The organism is Ornithinibacillus proteolyticus (assembly GCF_039581225.1).
Taxonomy (GTDB): Bacteria; Bacillota; Bacilli; order Bacillales; family Amphibacillaceae; genus Ornithinibacillus; species Ornithinibacillus massiliensis.
The window spans coordinates 18282-37771 of the sequence record NZ_JBCPXV010000002.1 but is presented as its reverse complement, the minus strand read 5'-3'; the positions used below and the strand labels follow the sequence as shown (position 1 = coordinate 37771).

Genomic DNA, 19490 nt, shown 5'->3' with positions numbered 1-19490 from the left:
GGTCACCCCATTTTGCTTAAAGCATATTGATAAAACGGTCTTTAATTTCAACTGCATCTTCTTCCGTGCGGCAAATAATCAGAATTGTATCGTCTCCACAAATTGTCCCCATGATTTCTTCCCAATCTAAATTATCAATTAAAACACCAACTGCATGAGCATTACCTGGTAACGTTTTTAGTACGATGAAGTGGCTCGTATGATCGATTTTTACAAAAGCATCCATGATAAGTCGCTTTAATTTATCATGGGGATTAAAACGTTGGTCTGCAGGTAAGCTATATTTATATTTACCACCCGTGGTAGGAACCTTTACTAGGTGTAGTTCTTTTATATCTCTTGAAACCGTTGCTTGTGTCACGTTATAGCCTAAGCTTTTTAACCGGTCTACTAACTCATCTTGCGTGTCGATATCATTCTCTGTTATTAATTCTCTAATTTTTATATGTCTTTGAATCTTACTCATATTGCACCCCCAAATTAATTAAAAAGGACTACGATTGTAGTCCATTTACTCATGTATTCTGTGCTGATTTCAATTCTGAATGAGCTTCATCGACTACGACTCCAGGATTCAGTTCTTCGATGGATTTTCCAGGTTCGTCTTTATTCCAACCTAGATGAGCTAAAAATTCAACATTCCCATCTCCTCCCGTTATAGGAGAAAATGTTAAACCGTAAAGCTCAAACCCCTCTTCCTTAGCGAATGCCAGAATCGTTTGTAACACTTCCACATGCACTTTTTTATCACGTACAATGCCTTTTTTTCCAACTTGTTCTCTTCCGGCTTCAAATTGAGGCTTAATTAACGTGACAATATCACTATTTGGCAATAACAGCTTCTTTAATACAGGTAAAATTAATTTTAACGAAATAAAGGATACGTCTATCGTGGCAAAGTTAGGTAATCCTTTTCCTAACATATCTTCTGTTACATATCTAAAATTCGTTCTTTCCATCACTTCTACACGTGGATCGTTCCGGAGTTTCCAATCCAGTTGATTATACCCTACATCTATTGCATAACATAGTCTAGCCCCAGACTGTAATGCACAATCTGTAAATCCACCAGTTGATGATCCAATATCCATCATAATTTTATCATGAACATCTACAGAAAACACTTTCAAAGCCTTCTCCAGCTTCAGTCCACCTCTACCAACATACGGTATTAACTTACCCTTAATGGTTAAAGGGATGTCCTGATCAACCTTCATCCCTGGTTTATCTAGTCTTTCTTGTTCAGAATATACTAATCCAGCCATAACAGCTCGTTTAGCCTTTTCTCTCGTATCGATTAAATTTCGTTCTACAAGGAGAACATCAAGTCTAATTTTACTCATATACTTAAATCCTTTACTGGTTGGAGTTTAATGATCGCGCTCGCTAAAATAATCGGTTAAATCTGCGAGTCTCGATGTATCCGCATTTGCTTTTTTTAACAATTCTTTTGCTTTCTCTATATAGTGATTCTTCATCTCGATAGCACCGTCTAACCCTAATAACTTCGGGTATGTACTTTTATTATTGGATTCATCACTACCTACAGCCTTGCCTAATTTTTGTTCATCACCGGTAACATCTAAAATGTCATCTTGAACCTGGAAAATTAATCCTAAATAATGGGCAAAATCTTGTAAATAGCTGATTTGTTCCTTAGTAGCATTTCCTAAATATGCGCCGGCTGTTACGGCAAATCTTAACAACTCACCTGTTTTTAACGCATGGATTTTCTCCAGCATTTCTATGGTAACCGTTTGATTCTCCGCCTCCATATCAAGAATTTGACCTGCAACCATACCGGTTGGTCCACTTGCTTGAGCTAACAGCTGAATCAGGTACACTTTTTCGGAATTAGATAACAATGCATCGTTCGTAATCATTTCAAAACTAAAGGTTAATAATGCGTCCCCAGCTAGGATAGCAGTTGCTTCACCAAACACTTTATGGTTCGTGAGCAATCCTCGTCTATAATCATCATCATCCATTGCTGGTAAGTCATCATGTATTAAGGAATACGTATGAATCATTTCAAGTGCTGATGCTGTTCGGTATGTTTTTTCCACATTTGAAGCATATGCCTCAAAGCTTGCTAATAATAAAATCGGACGTAGCCTCTTACCGCCTGCTTCCAAGGAATAAAGCATAGACTTCTTTAGCGACTCAGGGATGTCTAATGGACTTAAATGCTTCGTTAATTCTTCATGAAATACTTTTTGGTTCGTCTCTATGTAGTTTTTTAATACCGTTCCCACTACTTTTCATCCTCCTGTATATCAAAAGGAACTAGTTCTCCCTGGTCATTCATAATTTGCACCATTTTATCTTGGATATGATTTAGTTTATCACTACAGATTTTAGACAGCATCATTCCATCCTGATAATAGGAGATTGCCTTTTCTAAAGGTACATCGCCTTCTTCTAATTTCCCAATGATATCCTCTAATTTCTCCATCGCTTCTTCAAATGTTAAATCTTTATATTTATCCATTATGGGTCTCCTTTACATCTAAAACTTCACAGTCCACCATACCATCGTGGAGATTGATACTAATCCGATCATGCTGCTTTACTTGTGATTTCGATTTAATAATATCACCTGTTGGTGTATAAGGAATTGCAAATCCGCGTTTCATGATTTCTAGTGGATTTAATAAACTAAGTTTATCCATTGATCGGGTTAACTGAATAGACTGCTTTTCGACATATTGATTCATCACTTGATTATTTTGTTTTATCAATAGACTTAATGCTTTTGTCGCTTGTTCTATTCGTCTTTTTGGATGTTGAGTAGAAAGCCTCGTCTTATAATTACTGAATCGCTCCATCTTTTTGTTAACTTCTAGTTGGAAGGATCGGTCCATTCGTTCCCTATTCTTATCTAGCTCCTGTTCCTTTTGTCTTATTAGCTGTTCAGGGTAACGAAATGCATAAGCATTTACCATTTGCTTCAATTTACTCTGCTGATGCTTAATGGAAATCGTAACTAAACTAGTTAACGTCTGTTTCATTTTAGTGATCCGGTCTAGTAATTCATATTGCGATGGAACCGCAAGCTCAGCTGCACCAGTCGGAGTTGGCGCTCGTAAATCTGCTACATAATCACTGATGGTAACATCTGTCTCATGTCCAACAGCAGATATAATAGGAATCTTAGAATGAAAAATAGCTTCAGCTACACTTTCCTCATTGAAACTCCACAATTCTTCTATAGAGCCACCACCTCTTCCAAGTATAATGACATCAAATTCCCCCATATCATTCGCTTTATATATCGCTTTCGTAATGGAGGACGCTGCATTAACACCTTGAACTAAAACCGGTAACACGGTCACTTGTGCGACTGGATACCGTCTTTTAATTGTTGTGATAATATCACGGACAGCTGCACCAGTCGGAGAGGTAATTACACCAATATGGTGAGGAATTGTAGGAATTTTCTTCTTATATTGTTCATCAAAGTAACCTTTTGTTCGTAATCGTTCCTTAAGTTGTTCAAAAGCTAAGTACAAGGAACCAAGACCATCAGGCTCCATTTGTTGAATATATAACTGATATTGTCCAGTTGCTTCGAATACACTAACCTCTCCACGAACTAAAACCTTCATTCCATTTTCAGGTTTAAACTTAAGAAATCGATTGTTTCCAGCAAACATCACCGCATTGATTCGTGCCTGGTCATCTTTGATGGTTAAATACATATGGCCTCTAGAGTGTAATTTAAAATTAGATATTTCCCCCTTGAGCCAAACGTCTCGTAGATGGGGGTCCATATCTAATTTTCGTTTCATATATTTAGTTAAAGCGGTAACTGTTAAGTACTTATTTGTCATTTTACCAAACCTTTTGCAGCTTTAATGGTATTATGTAATAACATCGTAATGGTCATCGGACCTACACCACGGGGAACTGGTGTTATATAGTTAGCCTGTTCAGAGGCACTTTCAAAGTCTACATCACCTGTTAATGATCCATCCTCTAGTCGATTAATACCGACATCTATCACTACAGCACCTTCTTTTATATATGCTTTGTCAATGACATTCGGTCTACCAACGGCAACGATAAGAATATCTGCTGTATTCGTTATCTCTTTTAAATTATTTGTTTTAGAATGGCAATACGTTACTGTTGCATTTTCATTGAGTAATAATTGTCCAACTGGTTTCCCTACAATATTACTTCTCCCAATGACAACAGCATGCTTCCCTTCTATTGTAATATTTTTGGACTTTAGCATCGTGATAATCCCATACGGCGTGCAAGGCAAAAAAGTGTCTTGTCCAGTCATCATTTTTCCAATGTTATAAGGATGAAAACCATCCACATCTTTTTTTGGATCAATGGATTCAATAATATGTTCTACATTAATATGATCTGGAAGTGGTAATTGAACTAGGATTCCGTGTACCCCGTTGTCACTGTTAAGCTGTTCGATTGTCTGTAATAATTCTTTTTCTGTTACAGTGTCAGGGAGTTCCACTATCTCTGAGCTTATTCCTACTTCCTCAGAAGCCCGCTTCTTTCCATTAACATAAGATCTAGATGCTGGATTATTCCCAACTAAAACAACTGTTAAATGGGGCAGGATATTTTGTTGCTTTAAATATTCCACCTCTTTTTTCATATCTAACTTTAGTTGCATAGACAATTCCTTACCATTGATAACCTCAGCTACCATTATTATCTTCCCCTTTATTACTTGATAATTTTAGATAACACGCCGTTTACAAACTTACCTGATTTCTCGTCTCCGTACATTTTTGCTAAATTAACTGCTTCATTAATCGATACGTTCTCAGGAATATCTTCCATATATTTTAATTCATACGTTGCAATTCGCAGTACTGTTTTCTCAACAGATGGAAGGCGTTGTAATGACCATTTTTCTAAATGTCTTGAAATGATTTCATCGATTGCTTGTTTTTCTTTCACTACACCTAATACAAGCATTTGCAGAAAATCATCCTTTTTCTCCTCATCTAATCTCTCTTGTATGGTAATTTCGATATCTTCTTCTAACATATCTAATTGAAATAATATTTGAAATGCTTTTTCTCTTGCTTCGTGACGTTTCATCATGCATTACTCCTTTAATAATCTCCTTCAAATCATAACATGATTACGAGGCAGACGCCACAAACTAACGAATTCTTTTTCATCATAATAAAGAAAGAAGAGGCTGGGACAAAAGAATTTATCTTAAAGGAAAAACCGAATGATGAGCAATGACCACGCTCCGGAAATATACTTGCGGTTGCTTCCAGCACAGGGGCGACATCTGCTCGATAAAACCTTCGCAGTGTCTACCTTGTACTTTATCACAGCATAAGTGCGACATCTGCTCGAAAAAACCTCGCAGTGTCTACTTTACCGCCGGGCGGCTGGTGAGCCTCCTCGTGCTACTTCTTTAGGGGTCTCAACCTTGCCCTTTCCTCCCGCAGGAGTCTACGTATATTTCCGGAGCTAGTATCGTGTATCATTCGGTTTTACATTTAATTCTTTTAGTTATGTCCCAGTCTCTTCTAATATTATTACACTTCGTCTGAACTTTCCTTTTCCATTTGTAATCCTACTACATGTACGTTTACTTCAGAGATATCTAATGATGTCATCGTTTTTAATGTCTGTCTTATATTCGACTGAATTTTTTGCGCTACTTCTGGGATCGATACGCCAAAATCTAAGACAACATATACGTCAATGACTATCCCATCTTCGGCAAGCTCCACCTTAACACCTTTACTATGGGACTTCTTGCCAAATTTTTCAACGACTCCCGTTGCAAAATTCCCGCGCATATTGGCAAGGCCATCAACTTCTGATGCTGCAATACCAGCGATTACCTCAATAACCTCTGGGGCTATTTCAACCCTACCAAGTCCTGTGTTTTCACTCATATTTACTAAAGACTGTTCTGCCATCCTCTCACTCCTTTTCAAATTGAGGTATGCCTAGCTGTTAGTTTTCACTTGACCCTAAAATCGGATGTTCCTCTAGGAAATTTGTATTGAAATCACCATCAATGAATACTTCATGCTCCATAATAAGACGATGAAATGGAATGGTTGTATGGATTCCTTCCACTAGAAACTCATCTAGTGCCCGTTTCATACGAGAAATTGCTTCCTCTCGTGTAGAACCATACGTGATTAGCTTAGCAATCATAGAATCATAATATGGTGGTATAGCATAACCAGGATATACAGCAGAATCTACTCGTACTCCTAACCCACCGGGAGGTAAGTACATATTAATTTTCCCGGGTGAAGGCATAAAATTCTTAAATGGTTGCTCTGCATTGATTCTACACTCAATTGCCCATCCATTAAAGGTAACATCCTCTTGTTTTACTGTTAATTCCTCACCGTTGGCAATCTTAATTTGCTCTTTAATCAGGTCAATACCGGTTACCATTTCTGTTACCGGATGCTCCACTTGAATTCTTGTGTTCATTTCCATGAAGTAGAAATCATTTGTTTTTCGATCAAAAATAAATTCAATTGTTCCGGCACCAACATAGTCTACTGCCTTAGCAGCTTTTACTGCTGCTTCTCCCATTTTAGCACGAATTTCTTCATTTAGGGCAGGGGAAGGCGTTTCTTCGATTAATTTTTGTAATCGGCGCTGAATACTACAGTCACGTTCCCCAAGATGGATAACATTTCCATGGGTATCCGCTAAGACTTGGATTTCAACATGTCGGAAATCTTCTATGAATTTTTCGATATAAACCCCTGGATTACCAAAGGCTGTTTCTGCTTCCTTCTGGGTAATACGAATTCCTTTAATTAAATCTTCTTCTGTTCTTGCAACTCGTATACCTTTTCCACCGCCACCAGCAGTAGCTTTAATAATTACTGGATAACCGATGGATTTTGCAATCTGAATTGCTTCTTCTTCACTTGCTATTATACCATCAGAACCGGGAACAATCGGTACATTTGCTTTTCGCATCGTATCACGAGCGACATCTTTAATCCCCATTTTTTGAATCGCTTCTGGTGTTGGTCCTACAAATGTAATATTACATGCTTTACAGATCTCGGCAAAGTCAGCATTTTCGGCTAGAAATCCATATCCTGGATGGATGGCATCTACATCTCTTAAATTAGCAATACTGATTATATTCGTGAAGTTTAAATAACTGTCCTTACTTGAATTGGGACCAATACAATATGCTTCATCCGCTAATTGAACATGTAACGCCTCTTGATCAGCTTCTGAGTATACTGCCACTGTTTCAATACCCATCTCTTTACATGCACGAATAATTCGGACAGCTATTTCTCCTCTGTTTGCAATTAGCAATTTCTTTATCATATTAGCTCGTCCCCTTATTTCCTTTTCACTCTAAATAATGGTTGCCCATATTCTACAAGCTCTCCATTTTCCACTAGAATTTCAACGATTTCACCATTTACTTCCGCTTCGATTTCATTAAATAATTTCATTGCTTCTACAATACAAACTACTGTATCCTTAGAAACCGAACTTCCAACACTTACAAATGGGTCACTATCTGGATTAGGAGCACTATAAAACGTTCCAACCATTGGTGATGTTATCTCATAGTCAAAGTTTGATTTTGCTTTCTTTACAGGAGCTTCTGTTTTCTCAACCGGCTCTTGTTTAACCTCTGGCGTAGCAGCTTGTTGAACTGGTACTGGTGTTACTTCTTTTTCTACTTGAACAACCGGTTTCGATTGCACTACGACATTTTCTCCTGCTTTTTTCATCGATACTTTTGTACCGTTTGTTTCATAAGTAAACTCATTGATTGAAGATTGATCTACTAATTTTATTATTTCACGTATTTCTTGTACTTTTAACATGATGAATTAGCACTCCCTTACCTTTTTATTATTAGGTACTAATAACTCCTCTTAATATTTTACGACAATTATAGGGATAACTTCAACAAATAAATGAATTATCGGTAGAACAATGCTTTTGCACTACCCCCATTATAACAATCTACCCTCTTCTGCGCGAATTAAATCAGATATCTCGTTTTATTGCATAACCTATCATCATGGTTATACACGAACTAAATAGCTTAAAAAAATAGACAAAAAAATAAAACATCAAGCCGATTAGACTTGATGCTAATTTAGGTATTGTTAGCTTTCAGTAGCAGGTTGTTGAATAACATTAACAGGAATTTCACCAAATTCATCTCGCACCATTTGCATAATGTTTACCACTTCTGTTGGAGTTAGTTCCTCCACTAATTGTACATGTACATGTACAACGTCACCATCAGTACGAACTAATACATCTTGGTATTCTGCTGAGTCTAATATCGTTTCCTCCAGAATCATTTCTTTGGAGTAGACTTTATCAATAGTATCTATTTCTTCATATGCTTGATTCTTTTCTTCTGCGGAAGCAGAACTACTTGCTACAATATCTTCTAATCTATCTTTTTTCTTACTTCTTTCTTCTTGTACTTCTAATCGAAGTGCTGCAAATAAGTCATTTGTTCCTGAAACAACATTAACATTTGACCCATTCGCTGGTGTGGATTCGTTAGTTGCCTCTTCTGTATCTGTATCATCATCTGTATTCATATAGGCCAAATCACCCGGATTAGACGTCATGTAATACACACTCAACACAATCATTAAACTTAACATTGTTAATAGCCAAACAGTTTGTTTTTTCAACATTACTTCATCCTCCCTTTAATTTTTAGGATTTACAGATACTTTATGTGTTGGAACATCAAGCACTCTAGAGATAGCTTCTACAACCCATTGTTTAACGGTGGCACTTTCTACACCCTTTGCTACAACAAGAACTCCTCTTACCTTAGGTTTTTTCGTTTGAACTAAGACAGGTATTTCTTGGTCACCTTGTCTTACAATGACCGTCTGGGTTTCTTCTGTTAGTTCTTCAATATTTCTCGTCCCACCATTTCGGTCGTTTTCCTCCGTTTGCTGCGTTCCTTTGATTAAGTTTTTTTCATAGACCTTGACATCCGTTGAGTCTAGATTAACCATTACTTCTACTTCTGAGACACCATCAATTTTATCTAGCATTTCTTTTAATTGCTTTTGATAATTTGCCTCCAATACACTGACATCAGATGTTGTACCTGAATCATGGGAACTTACTTCTTCAGATTGGGACTCAGATTCTAATTCCAATCTTGGCATATCTTGTCCCAAATCTTTCTGGGATGAGGAAGAAAATATGTTACCCATTAGGATTACAAGTAAGGCAACTAGTCCAATTAGGATGACATAGCCAGTTTTCTTAGACCCATTTAACTTATCCTTTAGAAATTCTTGTAATTTATTTATCAAGATGTCCCTCCCTCCCATATGACAGTTAATTTCTTATCTGTTAATTCCCAAGTCTCACGTAACAAGGATTCAACTTCCTGAAGATCTATATCGACTTCCTCCGTTGCAACCTCTTGTTTCCTTGCATCAATGACAACATCTTCTACTGCATTTACTGCTCCCTCCCCTGCTTCTGATTCTCCAAGATAAACCACCACTTCTTCTAGCCCCTCATAGGAGATTGCTGCTCCTTCTTTAAAATCGAAATCTAATTTTTTTATTTCTGCTTGATAGTTGTCCAATAGAGGAGCACTTGCTATATCTTTTAGTTGGACAGCCATTTGTTCTAAAATATATGCGCTAGTTGACGATTCTATTTCACTTTTTTGCAATTCAATCAAATTTTCTACCTTAGGATCACTAGAAGTTTCATTGATAAGAGTAGAGAAAGATTGCTCTACAGCTTCTTTTATATCAACCTTAAACAGATAAAATATAGGCTGTAAGAAAATTAAAATTAACACCAATCCAATCACAAATTTGATATACTTTTTCATTCCACCAGTGGGTACTAGCAAATCGATTATGGTTGCTAGCAAAATAAAAACAATAATTTGTGCAACCCAGTTAATTAAAAAATCCATTTCCATCATCCTATCGAAGCAATAGTGTGATATTACTTGCAGTGACTATAATGACAATTGCTAGAAAGAACATAAGAGATACAGCAAGCAAACAAGCTAAAATATAGACTATATATTTACTTATCGTGTTTAGACTAGTAATAATTGGTCCATCGGCCACTGGTTGTAGCACTGCTGCAGCAACTTTATAGATTAGTGCTATCGCAAATATTTTTATCGCTGGAAATAAAGCAATAAAGATTATGATGGCAACTCCGACAATTCCAACCGCATTTTTCAATATTAATGAGGCACTAAGAACGGTATCTGCTGCATCTGTAAAGGTTCTCCCTACCACCGGGATAAAGTTTCCTGTTACAAATTTAGCTGTTTTCATTGCTACACCATCCTGAATAGCACTTGCTGCACCTTGAACAGAAAGAACACCTAAAAATATCGTTAAAAAAATCCCTAACGTACCCATACCGATTGATCGAAACAAATCAGCAAGGTTGGTTACTTTATGGTTTTCATTTAAACTGCTCACAATAATTAGTAATGCCGATAGAAATAGTAATGGCATGATAAAGTTAGAAACTAAGACTCCACTGAAATTAATTAGAAATATAATGATTGGATGAAAAAAAGAAACGGAAATCAAACTGCCAAATGAAGCCATTAAACCTAGTACTAGCGGAATTAAAGCAATCATAAAGCTACTCATCATATTAATGGCATCCTTCGCATAAGAGACTGCCAAGTAAAAACTATTTAAAGCGATAAATATAAGAACAATGTAAACGACAAAATAAGCGATTTTACTAACGGAAGTTCTTTCAAAGGCTGTATGCATCGTTTGAAGAAGTACAGAAAATAATGTTAATAAAAGAAGTGATCCTAATAATTTTCCATTCAATATCACTTCATGTAATAAATATTCAAGTCCACCTATCAGAATATTGCTAATCGAGAACTCATCATTTCCTTTAATAAAATCATAGAGACTTGTTTTTTGTAATTCCGGAATATACCCGCCATACTCATCCACTACCACATTCCAATATTCTTGCATCCCATCAAATGAGACTTCATTTAATAGAGCATCCTCAACGGGAGCTTCAGCATTATCGTCTGCATACACAACGGATTGTCCTAGAAACAGAAATAACATTAATATACAACCAATCTTACTAGCTTGCTTCATCCGCTTCGATTGCTCCCTTCCTTTCTAACATTTCTCCTTTACACAGAAGGTAAGAAATTTAGAATTGCTTCTACTACTGCTGTTATAATTGGTATTGCAAGTAATAAAATAAATATCTTTCCAGCAAGCTCTATTTTGGAAGCTACCGCACTAAGTCCTGCATCTTTTGTAATACTGGCTCCTAATTCTGTAATATAAGCAATACCGATTATTTTTAGGATAGTCTCAATGTACATGGAGTTAATAGCTGCTTTTTGACCTAATGACTCGATTAGTCGAATAATGGAACCAATTTGGCTAATAACCGCTATGAATAATGCAATACCCGTAACAAGTATGATAAGAAATGCAAAGGGGCCACGCATATCCTTTAAAATGATGTAAAGAATACTAGCTATAATGCCTAGTGTGACGATTTGAATAATATCCATTTGACTTACCCTTGAAAAAGAAATACAGATCGGATTTGTTGAAATAAATCAGATAACCCGTTTATGACGACAACAAGGACTATAATAAATCCGACCAACGTGACAAATTGCGCGATTTCTTCCTTCCCCATTTGCTTTAAGATGGTGTGAATCAAAGCGACAATAATTCCAATTCCTGCAATTTGAAATAATACCGATGCATCTGATAGCATAATGCAGCCCCTTCCTCCCTAAATAAGCAATAATACGATGAACAGGCCAGTTAAAAATCCTAGATTTTTGGCCATCTTTCCATACTTATCCTGTTCATCCCTTGCATCATCTAATTCTCTTTCCAAATGCTTAATCGTTAGCTGTATATGTTTTTGTTGCTGGTCAAAATCATGTTGCCCAAGTGTTCTTCCAAACTGAAGAAGAATTTCTTTTTCATGTGATGTTAAACTAGAATTGTCCATATAATTTGCAACACATTCTTCCCATACTAAGTCAAAATAGCTATTCGTTCCCATCATCTTATTAGCCACTGATTGGAAAAAAGATGCACATGGTTCTGGGATTTGTTTGGCAATGGATAGAAATGCATCGTGGAGTGGCATCTGACTATATAAAATTTCTGCCTCTAGTACTTGAAGGGCATTGATGAGCTGACGGATTTGCTTTGGCCGCCGAGCCAATTTATTACTCCATTCGAATCCTAGCCATGTTGTTACTCCGATGAAGAGTAGTGCCCCGATCCACTTCATTTGGATAGCACCCCGTTTTCTTATAGATATTTTTTTCATTTTCATCAAAGATTGACTGAATCGTTCCGGGAGCCGACTGTCCTTTCAGCAGTACAACTCGTCTAAAGACCTTTTTTTCTAGTAGTGGCAGAATGGAAGGCCTTTTCTTTAATTCTTCTAGGGTTTGTCCATGAATCGTACATATTACGGTAACACCAGCATTAATCGCATTTGTTAAGGCTTGTACATCTTTATCGCTGCCAATCTCATCCACCACTAATATTTCCGGTGACATTGATCGAATGAGCATCATCATGCCCTCTGCTTTTGGACAAGCATCCAAGACATCTGTTCGTCTTCCAAGGTCATGTTGTGGTACACCTTTTAAACATGCCGCAATTTCCGAGCGTTCATCAACAACTCCTACCTTTTTAGGTAGTATATGGTTCCATCCTGATGAAATAATCCGAATGACATCTCGAATGAGCGTTGTTTTCCCCGACTGTGGAGAGCCAACAAATAACGTATTGAGAAATCCATTCTCATAAAGATAAGGCATGACTTGTTTCCCGACACCGATTTTCTGTTTTGCAATACGAATATTGAAAAAGGTAATATATTGAATGGCCTTTACCATACCGTGTACCGTATTTACTTTGCCTGCAAGACCTACTCGGTGACCCCCTTCAATGGTGATATAGCCCTCCCTTAATTCATCCTCCATCCTATATAAAGAAAACTCACTCAACTGATTCACGATGAATACATTATCAGTTTTATTCGGTCTAGCTTGTGTTACCCATTCCACTCCTTGGTCAAAGATAAGTTCGATCGGTTGGTTCAAACGAACACGAATCTCTTGTACCATATTCCAACGCTTCCCAATTTTGCTTCTTAAGACCGTTTGTATTTCAGTCGGAAATAAACGTAGTATCTCCTCCATAGCTTGTCCCCACTTTGTATCGGTTTTTAATTGTTTTCATTTTCTATAAATAAATGTATGTTGGAATGGAGATTTTATGACTGATAGAACGAACTTAATAGTTTTGCTACAAATAACATTGATAGAGTAGAAAGAGTGTATACCATCATTAATTAAGCAACGAGGTTGGGACATAACTAATAGAATTAAATGCGAAACCAATTGATACACGATACTAGCTCCGGAAATATACGTAGACTTCTGCGGAAGTTAGGGCAAGGTTGAGACTCCTAAAGAAGTAGCACGAGGAAGCTAAGGCAGCCAGCAAGCGGTAAATGGACACTGCGAGGTTCTTTCGAGCAGATGCCCCCCTGAACTGGAAGCAATCGCATGTATATTTCCGGAGCGAAGTCCTTGCTCATCATTCGATTTTTCCATTAAGATAAGTTCTTTTGTACCACCCTCGTTTAAAAACCATTCACTCTTCATTTTGATAAAACAGCTTATAGAACGCTCCTTTTTGATTCCATAATTCATCAGGTATTCCCATTTCAATTATCTGACCATTCGCTAACACGATCACTTTATCTGCCATTTTTGCTAATTCATACTCATGTGTACTCGTAATCCTTGTAGTTTTATCCATGTTTTTTAACAACGTATATAGCAATTCTCGATTAGTTTTATCCAGACCGGAAGTTGGTTCATCTAGAATCAGTAAATCTGGGTTTATTAGGATGGAACGTAATAAGGCTATTCTTCTCTTTTGACCACTAGATACATTACGACCATTATCAGATATAATGGTATGTAATTTATGAGGTAAACTTTCCACAACCTCCAAAAGATTGAATGCCTTTAATTTTTCATGTATCTGGTCTTCCTTAAATTCTTGATTAAATGTTATATTTTCTCCTAAAGAAACATTAAATAAATATGGCTCCTGCCATAATACAGCTGTTTGTCCATTATTCTTCCATTCATCATATTCTATGCTTCCCTTTGAAGGTTGATAGACTCCGGAAATTAATTTTAGTAACGTGGATTTACCAGAACCACTTGGACCAACAATTGCGATAAATTCGCCACGCTCTACTTGGAAAGTTATATCGGTTAGTCCTTTCTTTCCATTCTTATAAACAAACTCAAGATTTTTGCATTTAAAACTTGGTGTCGGAGTAACGGTAACCTGGTCAGCTTCCTTATCAAGGAATTCCCACACTCGTGTTGCAGCACCAATCGAATACTGAATCGAACTGTATAAATCCCCCGCACTTCTTACAGGATAGAATAGTAGCTCAATAGTTGCTAAAACCGTAATAAGCTCCGCAACCATTATTTCCCCCTGTAATATAAATATCGAGCCAACCACCATAATAACCATATAAGCTGCCGTTTCAGCTATAGAACCAGAAACTCTTAATAGACTAGTGACTAGATTTTGTCTTAATTCATTTTTCAAAATTCTCTCCGTCGAATTTTGAAATACCCGTTTCCCCCATTGCACTTGCCTTAAACTGATTAAGTCTTGAATTCCGGCAATCATTCCTGTTAACCTTTGAAACATATATGCCTTACTCTGTTGTGTATCAAAACTGATTTTCCGCAGTCTATTTCTTATAAACCATGGAATCGTTAAACAGAAAATTAAAAAAGGGATCATCAGAATGGTTAATTTAGTATTAACATTGCTAATTGCTATCAAGGCACCAATTAATTGCGCGAAGGAATGAACTACTTGTGCCAATACAGTTCCGTATATTTTAGTCCATTCTGGAAGGTCAGACATCACGATAGATTCTATTTTCCCTTGTTTAATACTTTCAATTTCGATGAAAGGTAACGATAAATATTGATTAAATACTTGGTTTCGTAATTCTTTTAATATATTTTGACTGACTATACCACTTAAATACTCCACTAATATGGACAAGCCCCAGGTAAACACCCATGAAATAGCATAGAGAAGGATTAAGTTCCATAATCTTGCTTGATTTGATTGGATAAGACTATCCACGATAAGACCGAGTAATAATGGACGAGTCAGATTTAACAAAGCCGATAGTATACCTGCAAAAACGGATAATATAGTTAAAAATTTCTCATGAACAAGCGGTATTAAAATTCTTTTATAAACCGACATGATGAGCCTCCTTGTTTTTATATTTTCAAACCATGTACAGCTAAACGAGTAGGTATATTTCGATCCAATTAAAAGAACAGCAAAAAGAGATGCCCACCAAAAAGGTGACCATCTCTTTTCTTTGCGTTTTACTAAAGTTAAAATCGTATTTTTTTCATCTCGCTCTTTTCAACATCTATATCTAAATACCCGAATGAATCAAAGCGTTTATATCTTTCTACTGCTAAAATCCCCTTCCAATAGATACTTGCCATTTCAAATTCCTTCGGATAATTCCCCCACTCCCAAGAAATATCCCATGTACCACCTTCAGAAAGCTGGTTTACATAAAACATAAAATTTTGATCAATTAATGATCCAAGTTTACTACATAGCGTATCGGATGGACTTTGTACAAAATCCAATGGTAGTGACTCATAGCCAGTATCCCATTGCGTTACATCTTGATTGATACATTCCAATGCTAAGTCAATTACTTTCTCTTCAACTTGTTCAAAGGAAAACGGTATATGAGATTCAAAGGTAGATAGATGTGGTTTTAATAGCTTGATACACTGTTGGAAATTATTAATTTCGTGCTTGTCCATTTCAGTTTGATTCATTAAATGCGTAACAGCCTTGCCCACTGAATCCCAGCCTATTTTTGAGCCGCTACTCGTTGATTCTGACCAATGTATAAGGGTCGCTGCAAGTTCTACACTCGGGTTAAATGACCAATTATCTTGTACTCCTTCTTCCCAGTGCCACCATGGCGCATGTGGATAATCATTATTTTCTGGTAACACAGATGTCCACTGACCCGATTCTTCATTGTATGTATCAATCAAATAAGAAATAAGTTTCTGAACAATTGGTTCCTCCTTATCTGCACCTATTTCGATTAAAACTTGAGCTGCTGCCCAAGAAGCCATAGGAGAGGACTTCGGTAACCAAAAATCCGGTTCAATCCCATGGCCGAATCCACCATCCTCATTTTGAAATTCCTTGAGACTTTTTAGGACCTTATCCTTACTACCATTACCAAATACATAATCAAAACGGTCGATTTCTAGATCCCTGCAATGACGTAATAAAAATTCTCGCGTACGATTAAATTGTTCGCTAGTTATTTTTTTCAAGGTTTGCCTTCCTTTCCCGTTTTCATGGATTAATTTACCCATATTTTATCATAATATTTATAAAAATATAAAATATCATAAAATTAATCATATAAAAAAATGACCATCGTAAATGATGATCATTCTTCAACTTATTATTTATGAAATATTATGCTCTAGAAACGTATTTACCATCAGAGGTATTGATAATTAGCTTATCGCCTACGTTAATAAAGAATGGAACTTGCACGACTAATCCAGTTTCTACTGTAGCTGGTTTTGAACCACCGCTAGCTGTATCACCTTTAATACCTGGTTCTGTCTCAATTACTTCAAGTTCAACATTGTTTGGTAAATCGATACCTAACATTTGACCTTGATAAGAAATAATCGATACTTCCATATTTTCCTTAATAAATTTTAATTCATACTCAATTTGGTCAGAGCTAAGCTCGATTTGTTCATACGTAGCTGTATCCATAAATGCATGTGAATCACCAGATGCATATAGATATTGCATCTTTTTATGTTCAACATGTGCTTTACCTACTTTTTCTCCAGCACGGAATGTTTTTTCTTGAATGTTACCATTACGAAGGTTACGAAGCTTTGATCTTACAAAAGCTGCACCTTTACCTGGCTTAACATGTTGGAAATCAACAACTTGCCATACATCATTATCTAATTCAATTGTTAATCCTGTCTTAAAATCGTTTACTGAAATCATTCTATTTCCTCCTCATTGAAACACAGCTTATAGCTGAATAAGTTCTTTCGTTGATGTTGTTAAACGTTCATTACCAGTTTCTGTAATGACAATATCATCTTCTATGCGACATCCGCCAATATTTGGAATATAAATACCTGGTTCAACGGTAACAACCATACCGGGTTCTAATTTTAATCCACTACGGAAAGAAAGTCCAGGACCTTCGTGCACTTCTAACCCAATTCCATGTCCAGTAGAATGGCCGAAATAGTCGCCATAGCCTTGTTCTTTAATATAATCTCTTGTTAAAGCATCTGCTTCAATTCCAGTCATACCTGGCTTAATTCCATTCACTCCACGAAGTTGTGCTTCAAGTACAGTGTCGTAAATTTTTCGTAATTCATCACTAATCTCACCAACTGCGACTGTTCTCGTGATATCTGAAACATATCCTTCATATAGAGCCCCGTAGTCTAGTGTTACTAGCTCACCTGCTTGGATTTCTTTAGTAGAAGCAACTCCATGTGGCATAGCGGAACGTAAGCCTGATGCAACAATCGTATCAAAGCTCGATTGTGTAGCGCCTTGTCTACGCATAAAAAATTCAAGCTCATTAGAAACATCAATTTCTTTTACACCTGGTTTAATGTAACCTTGAATATGTTCAAAAGCAGCATCTGCAATTTCTGCCGCCTTCTTTAGAATAGTTAGCTCTTCTGGTGTTTTGATTAAACGAATTTTTTCCACAATTTCACTAGTTGGGACTAATTCAGCATCAATAAGCTCATTATAGCGGTCATATGTAGCATATGTGATATGATTTTTTTCAAAACCTAATCGTTTCACATGTAGTCGTGTTAATTGTGCATTCACTTCTTCTTCAATTAACGTCTTATGCTCGATAATAGTAAAGCCCTTTGCTTGTTCTGCAGCTTGTTCTGTATAACGGAAATCAGTAATAAAGATAGCTTCTTCTGCACTAATAATCGCAATACCAGCAGTACCAGTAAATCCTGTTACATATCGACGGTTAATAGGACTTGTAATCATTAATGCATCAAGATTCAATTCTTGAAGTGATTGTCTAATCTTATTTAATTTTTCCATCTCTTCATCCCTTTCCTTTTTGCTCACCAGCTATAATGAACAAAACCACGTCTCTTTTTAGTAGCTTCGACTTTAACAGTTTACCATAAATAGACAAGTTTGAATATTGATTTTGCTGTGTAATAGGAGTTCCTTAGTTTGATGATGACTTTTGTTCATCATTTGTGTGACTTAACATAGAATCATGATAATCAAACGAAATGGAATAACCGATAAAGGTTCCATATAAGATATACAAACAAATAGTGGAGATAATCGACTTTACTTCCATCTCTTGTACACTTGGAACGTTAGTAAATATAGGCTGTAAAACAAAAAACACAATGAGCCATAGCATAATACCGTATGCCACCCCAACCCATAAGGAGTAGATTTTCCTTAAAAGCCCATAATAAACTAGTGCAACCACAATGGATAAAATGGCTATGATAACTATTGTTACTAATTCCCCTAACCATGTATCTGTCCAATGAGCGGTGGTCCATGGTCGAAGTACATAAGATTTTGCAGAGACCTCCGTAAAATTAAAATAATACATAAACAGTCCTAATAAACTTGCGAGAATCCCACCAATGAAACCAGTAAGTAACGATCTCCCTAGTATGGTTGAAGAATCCTCTTGTTTATTTTGTTCTAATTTTTTATCTTCCACTGTATCCACCTCCAACATTAGTATTACCTATTGGCGAAAATGAATTACATGAAATGCGTTTATGATAAAATGGATACAGCATCATATTTTAAAAGCCTGAATATTTTATGGTAAGAAGGAAACAATTATACTAGAATAAGAAGAACGATTATCTATTAGAATGACGATAATAGGAAACAAATCATATATACATATATAGATGAAAGGAAGATTCATATGAGAAAAAACTCGATGATGAAATATATTATTTACGGAATTGTGGGATTAGCAGTATTTGGACTACTGATGCAGCTATTTCGTAATACGGTAGGATTTTTAACTCACTTATTCGTTGTTGCAATCGTTGGATTAGCTATTTTTGGATTGTTCTACTATTTCATTCTAGGTGGGCGCAACAAATCATCCGATGCTAAGAAATATAAGCAAGCAGTACGACAATCAAAGTCGAAATACACACATCATCAACAAACACCAAATGTAAAGCATTCACAACCGGCTTCATTGAAAAAGAAATCGAAGAAACGACCAGCTCATTTACGCGTGATTGATGGAAATAAATCAAAACGTAAAAAAGCAGGCTTCTAATAAAT

Annotated in this window: 24 protein-coding genes; 1 reads left to right on the top strand and 23 read right to left on the bottom strand. The window is 36.4% G+C overall.

Annotated features, from left to right (window positions below; genetic code table 11):
- Positions 1-16: 16 nt before the first annotated feature.
- The 23 genes from ahrC to AAIB49_RS01530 form a co-directional block, all read right to left on the bottom strand.
- On the bottom strand, positions 17-466 hold the full coding sequence (gene ahrC, locus AAIB49_RS01640; protein WP_186869870.1) for a transcriptional regulator AhrC/ArgR: 450 nt from the start codon (positions 464-466) through the stop codon (positions 17-19).
- 49 nt (positions 467-515) lie between these two features.
- Positions 516-1343 (bottom strand): TlyA family RNA methyltransferase, encoded by an 828-nt coding sequence (locus tag AAIB49_RS01635; protein ID WP_339214732.1) that lies wholly within the window; start codon positions 1341-1343, stop codon positions 516-518.
- Between the two features lie 27 nt (positions 1344-1370).
- Positions 1371-2255, bottom strand: coding sequence for a polyprenyl synthetase family protein (locus tag AAIB49_RS01630; protein WP_339214730.1), 885 nt, complete (start codon positions 2253-2255; stop codon positions 1371-1373).
- Positions 2255-2491: an exodeoxyribonuclease VII small subunit gene (locus tag AAIB49_RS01625; RefSeq protein WP_186869873.1), complete on the bottom strand. Its 237-nt coding sequence runs from the start codon at positions 2489-2491 to the stop codon at positions 2255-2257. Before AAIB49_RS01625 ends, AAIB49_RS01630 begins: the two co-directional genes overlap by 1 nt.
- Positions 2484-3833, bottom strand: a complete 1350-nt coding sequence (xseA, locus tag AAIB49_RS01620) for an exodeoxyribonuclease VII large subunit (protein WP_339214728.1) — start codon at positions 3831-3833, stop codon at positions 2484-2486. The genes AAIB49_RS01625 and xseA overlap by 8 nt, the downstream gene beginning before the upstream one ends.
- Positions 3830-4681 carry a bifunctional methylenetetrahydrofolate dehydrogenase/methenyltetrahydrofolate cyclohydrolase FolD gene (gene folD, locus AAIB49_RS01615; protein ID WP_186869875.1) on the bottom strand — a complete coding sequence of 284 codons (852 nt, stop codon included), beginning with the start codon at positions 4679-4681 and terminating at the stop codon, positions 3830-3832. Before folD ends, xseA begins: the two co-directional genes overlap by 4 nt.
- 17 nt (positions 4682-4698) lie before the next feature.
- Positions 4699-5079, bottom strand: a complete 381-nt coding sequence (gene nusB / locus AAIB49_RS01610; RefSeq protein WP_339217963.1) for a transcription antitermination factor NusB — start codon at positions 5077-5079, stop codon at positions 4699-4701.
- Between the two features lie 455 nt (positions 5080-5534).
- Positions 5535-5924, bottom strand: coding sequence for an Asp23/Gls24 family envelope stress response protein (locus AAIB49_RS01605; protein WP_339214725.1), 390 nt, complete (start codon positions 5922-5924; stop codon positions 5535-5537).
- A 37-nt stretch (positions 5925-5961) separates the two neighbouring features.
- Positions 5962-7323 (bottom strand): acetyl-CoA carboxylase biotin carboxylase subunit, encoded by a 1362-nt coding sequence (gene accC, locus AAIB49_RS01600; RefSeq protein WP_339214723.1) that lies wholly within the window; start codon positions 7321-7323, stop codon positions 5962-5964.
- Between the two features lie 14 nt (positions 7324-7337).
- Positions 7338-7835 (bottom strand): acetyl-CoA carboxylase biotin carboxyl carrier protein, encoded by a 498-nt coding sequence (gene accB, locus AAIB49_RS01595; protein WP_343457005.1) that lies wholly within the window; start codon positions 7833-7835, stop codon positions 7338-7340.
- A 288-nt stretch (positions 7836-8123) separates the two neighbouring features.
- On the bottom strand, positions 8124-8672 hold the full coding sequence (locus tag AAIB49_RS01590; protein ID WP_339214719.1) for a SpoIIIAH-like family protein: 549 nt from the start codon (positions 8670-8672) through the stop codon (positions 8124-8126).
- A 15-nt stretch (positions 8673-8687) separates the two neighbouring features.
- The gene (gene spoIIIAG, locus AAIB49_RS01585) at positions 8688-9311 is read right to left on the bottom strand and encodes a stage III sporulation protein AG (protein WP_343457003.1); all 624 of its coding nucleotides are present in this window, start codon (positions 9309-9311) and stop codon (positions 8688-8690) included.
- Positions 9308-9934: a stage III sporulation protein AF gene (spoIIIAF, locus tag AAIB49_RS01580; protein WP_339214715.1), complete on the bottom strand. Its 627-nt coding sequence runs from the start codon at positions 9932-9934 to the stop codon at positions 9308-9310. The genes spoIIIAG and spoIIIAF overlap by 4 nt, the downstream gene beginning before the upstream one ends.
- A 10-nt stretch (positions 9935-9944) precedes the next feature.
- Entirely contained in the window at positions 9945-11117 is a 1173-nt protein-coding gene (gene spoIIIAE / locus AAIB49_RS01575) for a stage III sporulation protein AE (protein ID WP_343457002.1), read from the bottom strand.
- A 38-nt stretch (positions 11118-11155) separates the two neighbouring features.
- Entirely contained in the window at positions 11156-11548 is a 393-nt protein-coding gene (gene spoIIIAD / locus AAIB49_RS01570) for a stage III sporulation protein AD (protein WP_339214712.1), read from the bottom strand.
- A 5-nt stretch (positions 11549-11553) separates the two neighbouring features.
- Positions 11554-11760, bottom strand: coding sequence for a stage III sporulation protein AC (gene spoIIIAC / locus AAIB49_RS01565; protein WP_339214711.1), 207 nt, complete (start codon positions 11758-11760; stop codon positions 11554-11556).
- Between the two features lie 18 nt (positions 11761-11778).
- Positions 11779-12291 (bottom strand): stage III sporulation protein SpoIIIAB, encoded by a 513-nt coding sequence (spoIIIAB, locus tag AAIB49_RS01560; protein ID WP_339214710.1) that lies wholly within the window; start codon positions 12289-12291, stop codon positions 11779-11781.
- Positions 12227-13213 carry a stage III sporulation protein AA gene (gene spoIIIAA / locus AAIB49_RS01555; protein WP_343457001.1) on the bottom strand — a complete coding sequence of 329 codons (987 nt, stop codon included), beginning with the start codon at positions 13211-13213 and terminating at the stop codon, positions 12227-12229. The genes spoIIIAB and spoIIIAA overlap by 65 nt, the downstream gene beginning before the upstream one ends.
- 457 nt (positions 13214-13670) lie before the next feature.
- Positions 13671-15335, bottom strand: a complete 1665-nt coding sequence (locus AAIB49_RS01550; RefSeq protein WP_343457000.1) for an ABC transporter ATP-binding protein — start codon at positions 15333-15335, stop codon at positions 13671-13673.
- 137 nt (positions 15336-15472) lie between these two features.
- Positions 15473-16453, bottom strand: a complete 981-nt coding sequence (locus AAIB49_RS01545) for a prenyltransferase/squalene oxidase repeat-containing protein (protein ID WP_339214707.1) — start codon at positions 16451-16453, stop codon at positions 15473-15475.
- A 148-nt stretch (positions 16454-16601) separates the two neighbouring features.
- Positions 16602-17159, bottom strand: coding sequence for an elongation factor P (efp, locus tag AAIB49_RS01540; protein ID WP_186869888.1), 558 nt, complete (start codon positions 17157-17159; stop codon positions 16602-16604).
- Between the two features lie 27 nt (positions 17160-17186).
- On the bottom strand, positions 17187-18248 hold the full coding sequence (locus AAIB49_RS01535; protein WP_343456999.1) for a M24 family metallopeptidase: 1062 nt from the start codon (positions 18246-18248) through the stop codon (positions 17187-17189).
- 133 nt (positions 18249-18381) lie between these two features.
- Positions 18382-18900 (bottom strand): YqhR family membrane protein, encoded by a 519-nt coding sequence (locus tag AAIB49_RS01530; RefSeq protein ID WP_339214705.1) that lies wholly within the window; start codon positions 18898-18900, stop codon positions 18382-18384.
- Between the two features lie 216 nt (positions 18901-19116).
- On the opposite strand from AAIB49_RS01530, the gene AAIB49_RS01525 reads away from it, so the two are divergent.
- Positions 19117-19485 (top strand): SA1362 family protein, encoded by a 369-nt coding sequence (locus tag AAIB49_RS01525; RefSeq protein WP_343456997.1) that lies wholly within the window; start codon positions 19117-19119, stop codon positions 19483-19485.
- Positions 19486-19490: the final 5 nt, after the last annotated feature.

Excerpts from the sequence above, each read along its gene's own strand:
- xseA (WP_339214728.1), bottom strand. The coding sequence starts at position 3,833 with ATGACAAATAAGTACTTAACAGTTACCGCTTTAACTAAATATATGAAA.
- AAIB49_RS01535 (WP_343456999.1), bottom strand. The coding sequence starts at position 18,248 with ATGGAAAAATTAAATAAGATTAGACAATCACTTCAAGAATTGAATCTT.
- spoIIIAB (WP_339214710.1), bottom strand. The coding sequence starts at position 12,291 with ATGAAGTGGATCGGGGCACTACTCTTCATCGGAGTAACAACATGGCTA.
- spoIIIAF (WP_339214715.1), bottom strand. The coding sequence starts at position 9,934 with ATGGATTTTTTAATTAACTGGGTTGCACAAATTATTGTTTTTATTTTG.
- AAIB49_RS01525 (WP_343456997.1), top strand. The coding sequence starts at position 19,117 with ATGAGAAAAAACTCGATGATGAAATATATTATTTACGGAATTGTGGGA.
- AAIB49_RS01625 (WP_186869873.1), bottom strand. The coding sequence starts at position 2,491 with ATGGATAAATATAAAGATTTAACATTTGAAGAAGCGATGGAGAAATTA.
- folD (WP_186869875.1), bottom strand. The coding sequence starts at position 4,681 with ATGGTAGCTGAGGTTATCAATGGTAAGGAATTGTCTATGCAACTAAAG.
- nusB (WP_339217963.1), bottom strand. The coding sequence starts at position 5,079 with ATGAAACGTCACGAAGCAAGAGAAAAAGCATTTCAAATATTATTTCAA.
- ahrC (WP_186869870.1), bottom strand. The coding sequence starts at position 466 with ATGAGTAAGATTCAAAGACATATAAAAATTAGAGAATTAATAACAGAG.
- AAIB49_RS01590 (WP_339214719.1), bottom strand. The coding sequence starts at position 8,672 with ATGTTGAAAAAACAAACTGTTTGGCTATTAACAATGTTAAGTTTAATG.
- spoIIIAE (WP_343457002.1), bottom strand. The coding sequence starts at position 11,117 with ATGAAGCAAGCTAGTAAGATTGGTTGTATATTAATGTTATTTCTGTTT.
- AAIB49_RS01635 (WP_339214732.1), bottom strand. The coding sequence starts at position 1,343 with ATGAGTAAAATTAGACTTGATGTTCTCCTTGTAGAACGAAATTTAATC.
- efp (WP_186869888.1), bottom strand. The coding sequence starts at position 17,159 with ATGATTTCAGTAAACGATTTTAAGACAGGATTAACAATTGAATTAGAT.
- AAIB49_RS01605 (WP_339214725.1), bottom strand. The coding sequence starts at position 5,924 with ATGGCAGAACAGTCTTTAGTAAATATGAGTGAAAACACAGGACTTGGT.
- spoIIIAA (WP_343457001.1), bottom strand. The coding sequence starts at position 13,213 with ATGGAGGAGATACTACGTTTATTTCCGACTGAAATACAAACGGTCTTA.
- spoIIIAC (WP_339214711.1), bottom strand. The coding sequence starts at position 11,760 with ATGCTATCAGATGCATCGGTATTATTTCAAATTGCAGGAATTGGAATT.
- spoIIIAD (WP_339214712.1), bottom strand. The coding sequence starts at position 11,548 with ATGGATATTATTCAAATCGTCACACTAGGCATTATAGCTAGTATTCTT.
- accC (WP_339214723.1), bottom strand. The coding sequence starts at position 7,323 with ATGATAAAGAAATTGCTAATTGCAAACAGAGGAGAAATAGCTGTCCGA.
- accB (WP_343457005.1), bottom strand. The coding sequence starts at position 7,835 with ATGTTAAAAGTACAAGAAATACGTGAAATAATAAAATTAGTAGATCAA.
- AAIB49_RS01550 (WP_343457000.1), bottom strand. The coding sequence starts at position 15,335 with ATGTCGGTTTATAAAAGAATTTTAATACCGCTTGTTCATGAGAAATTT.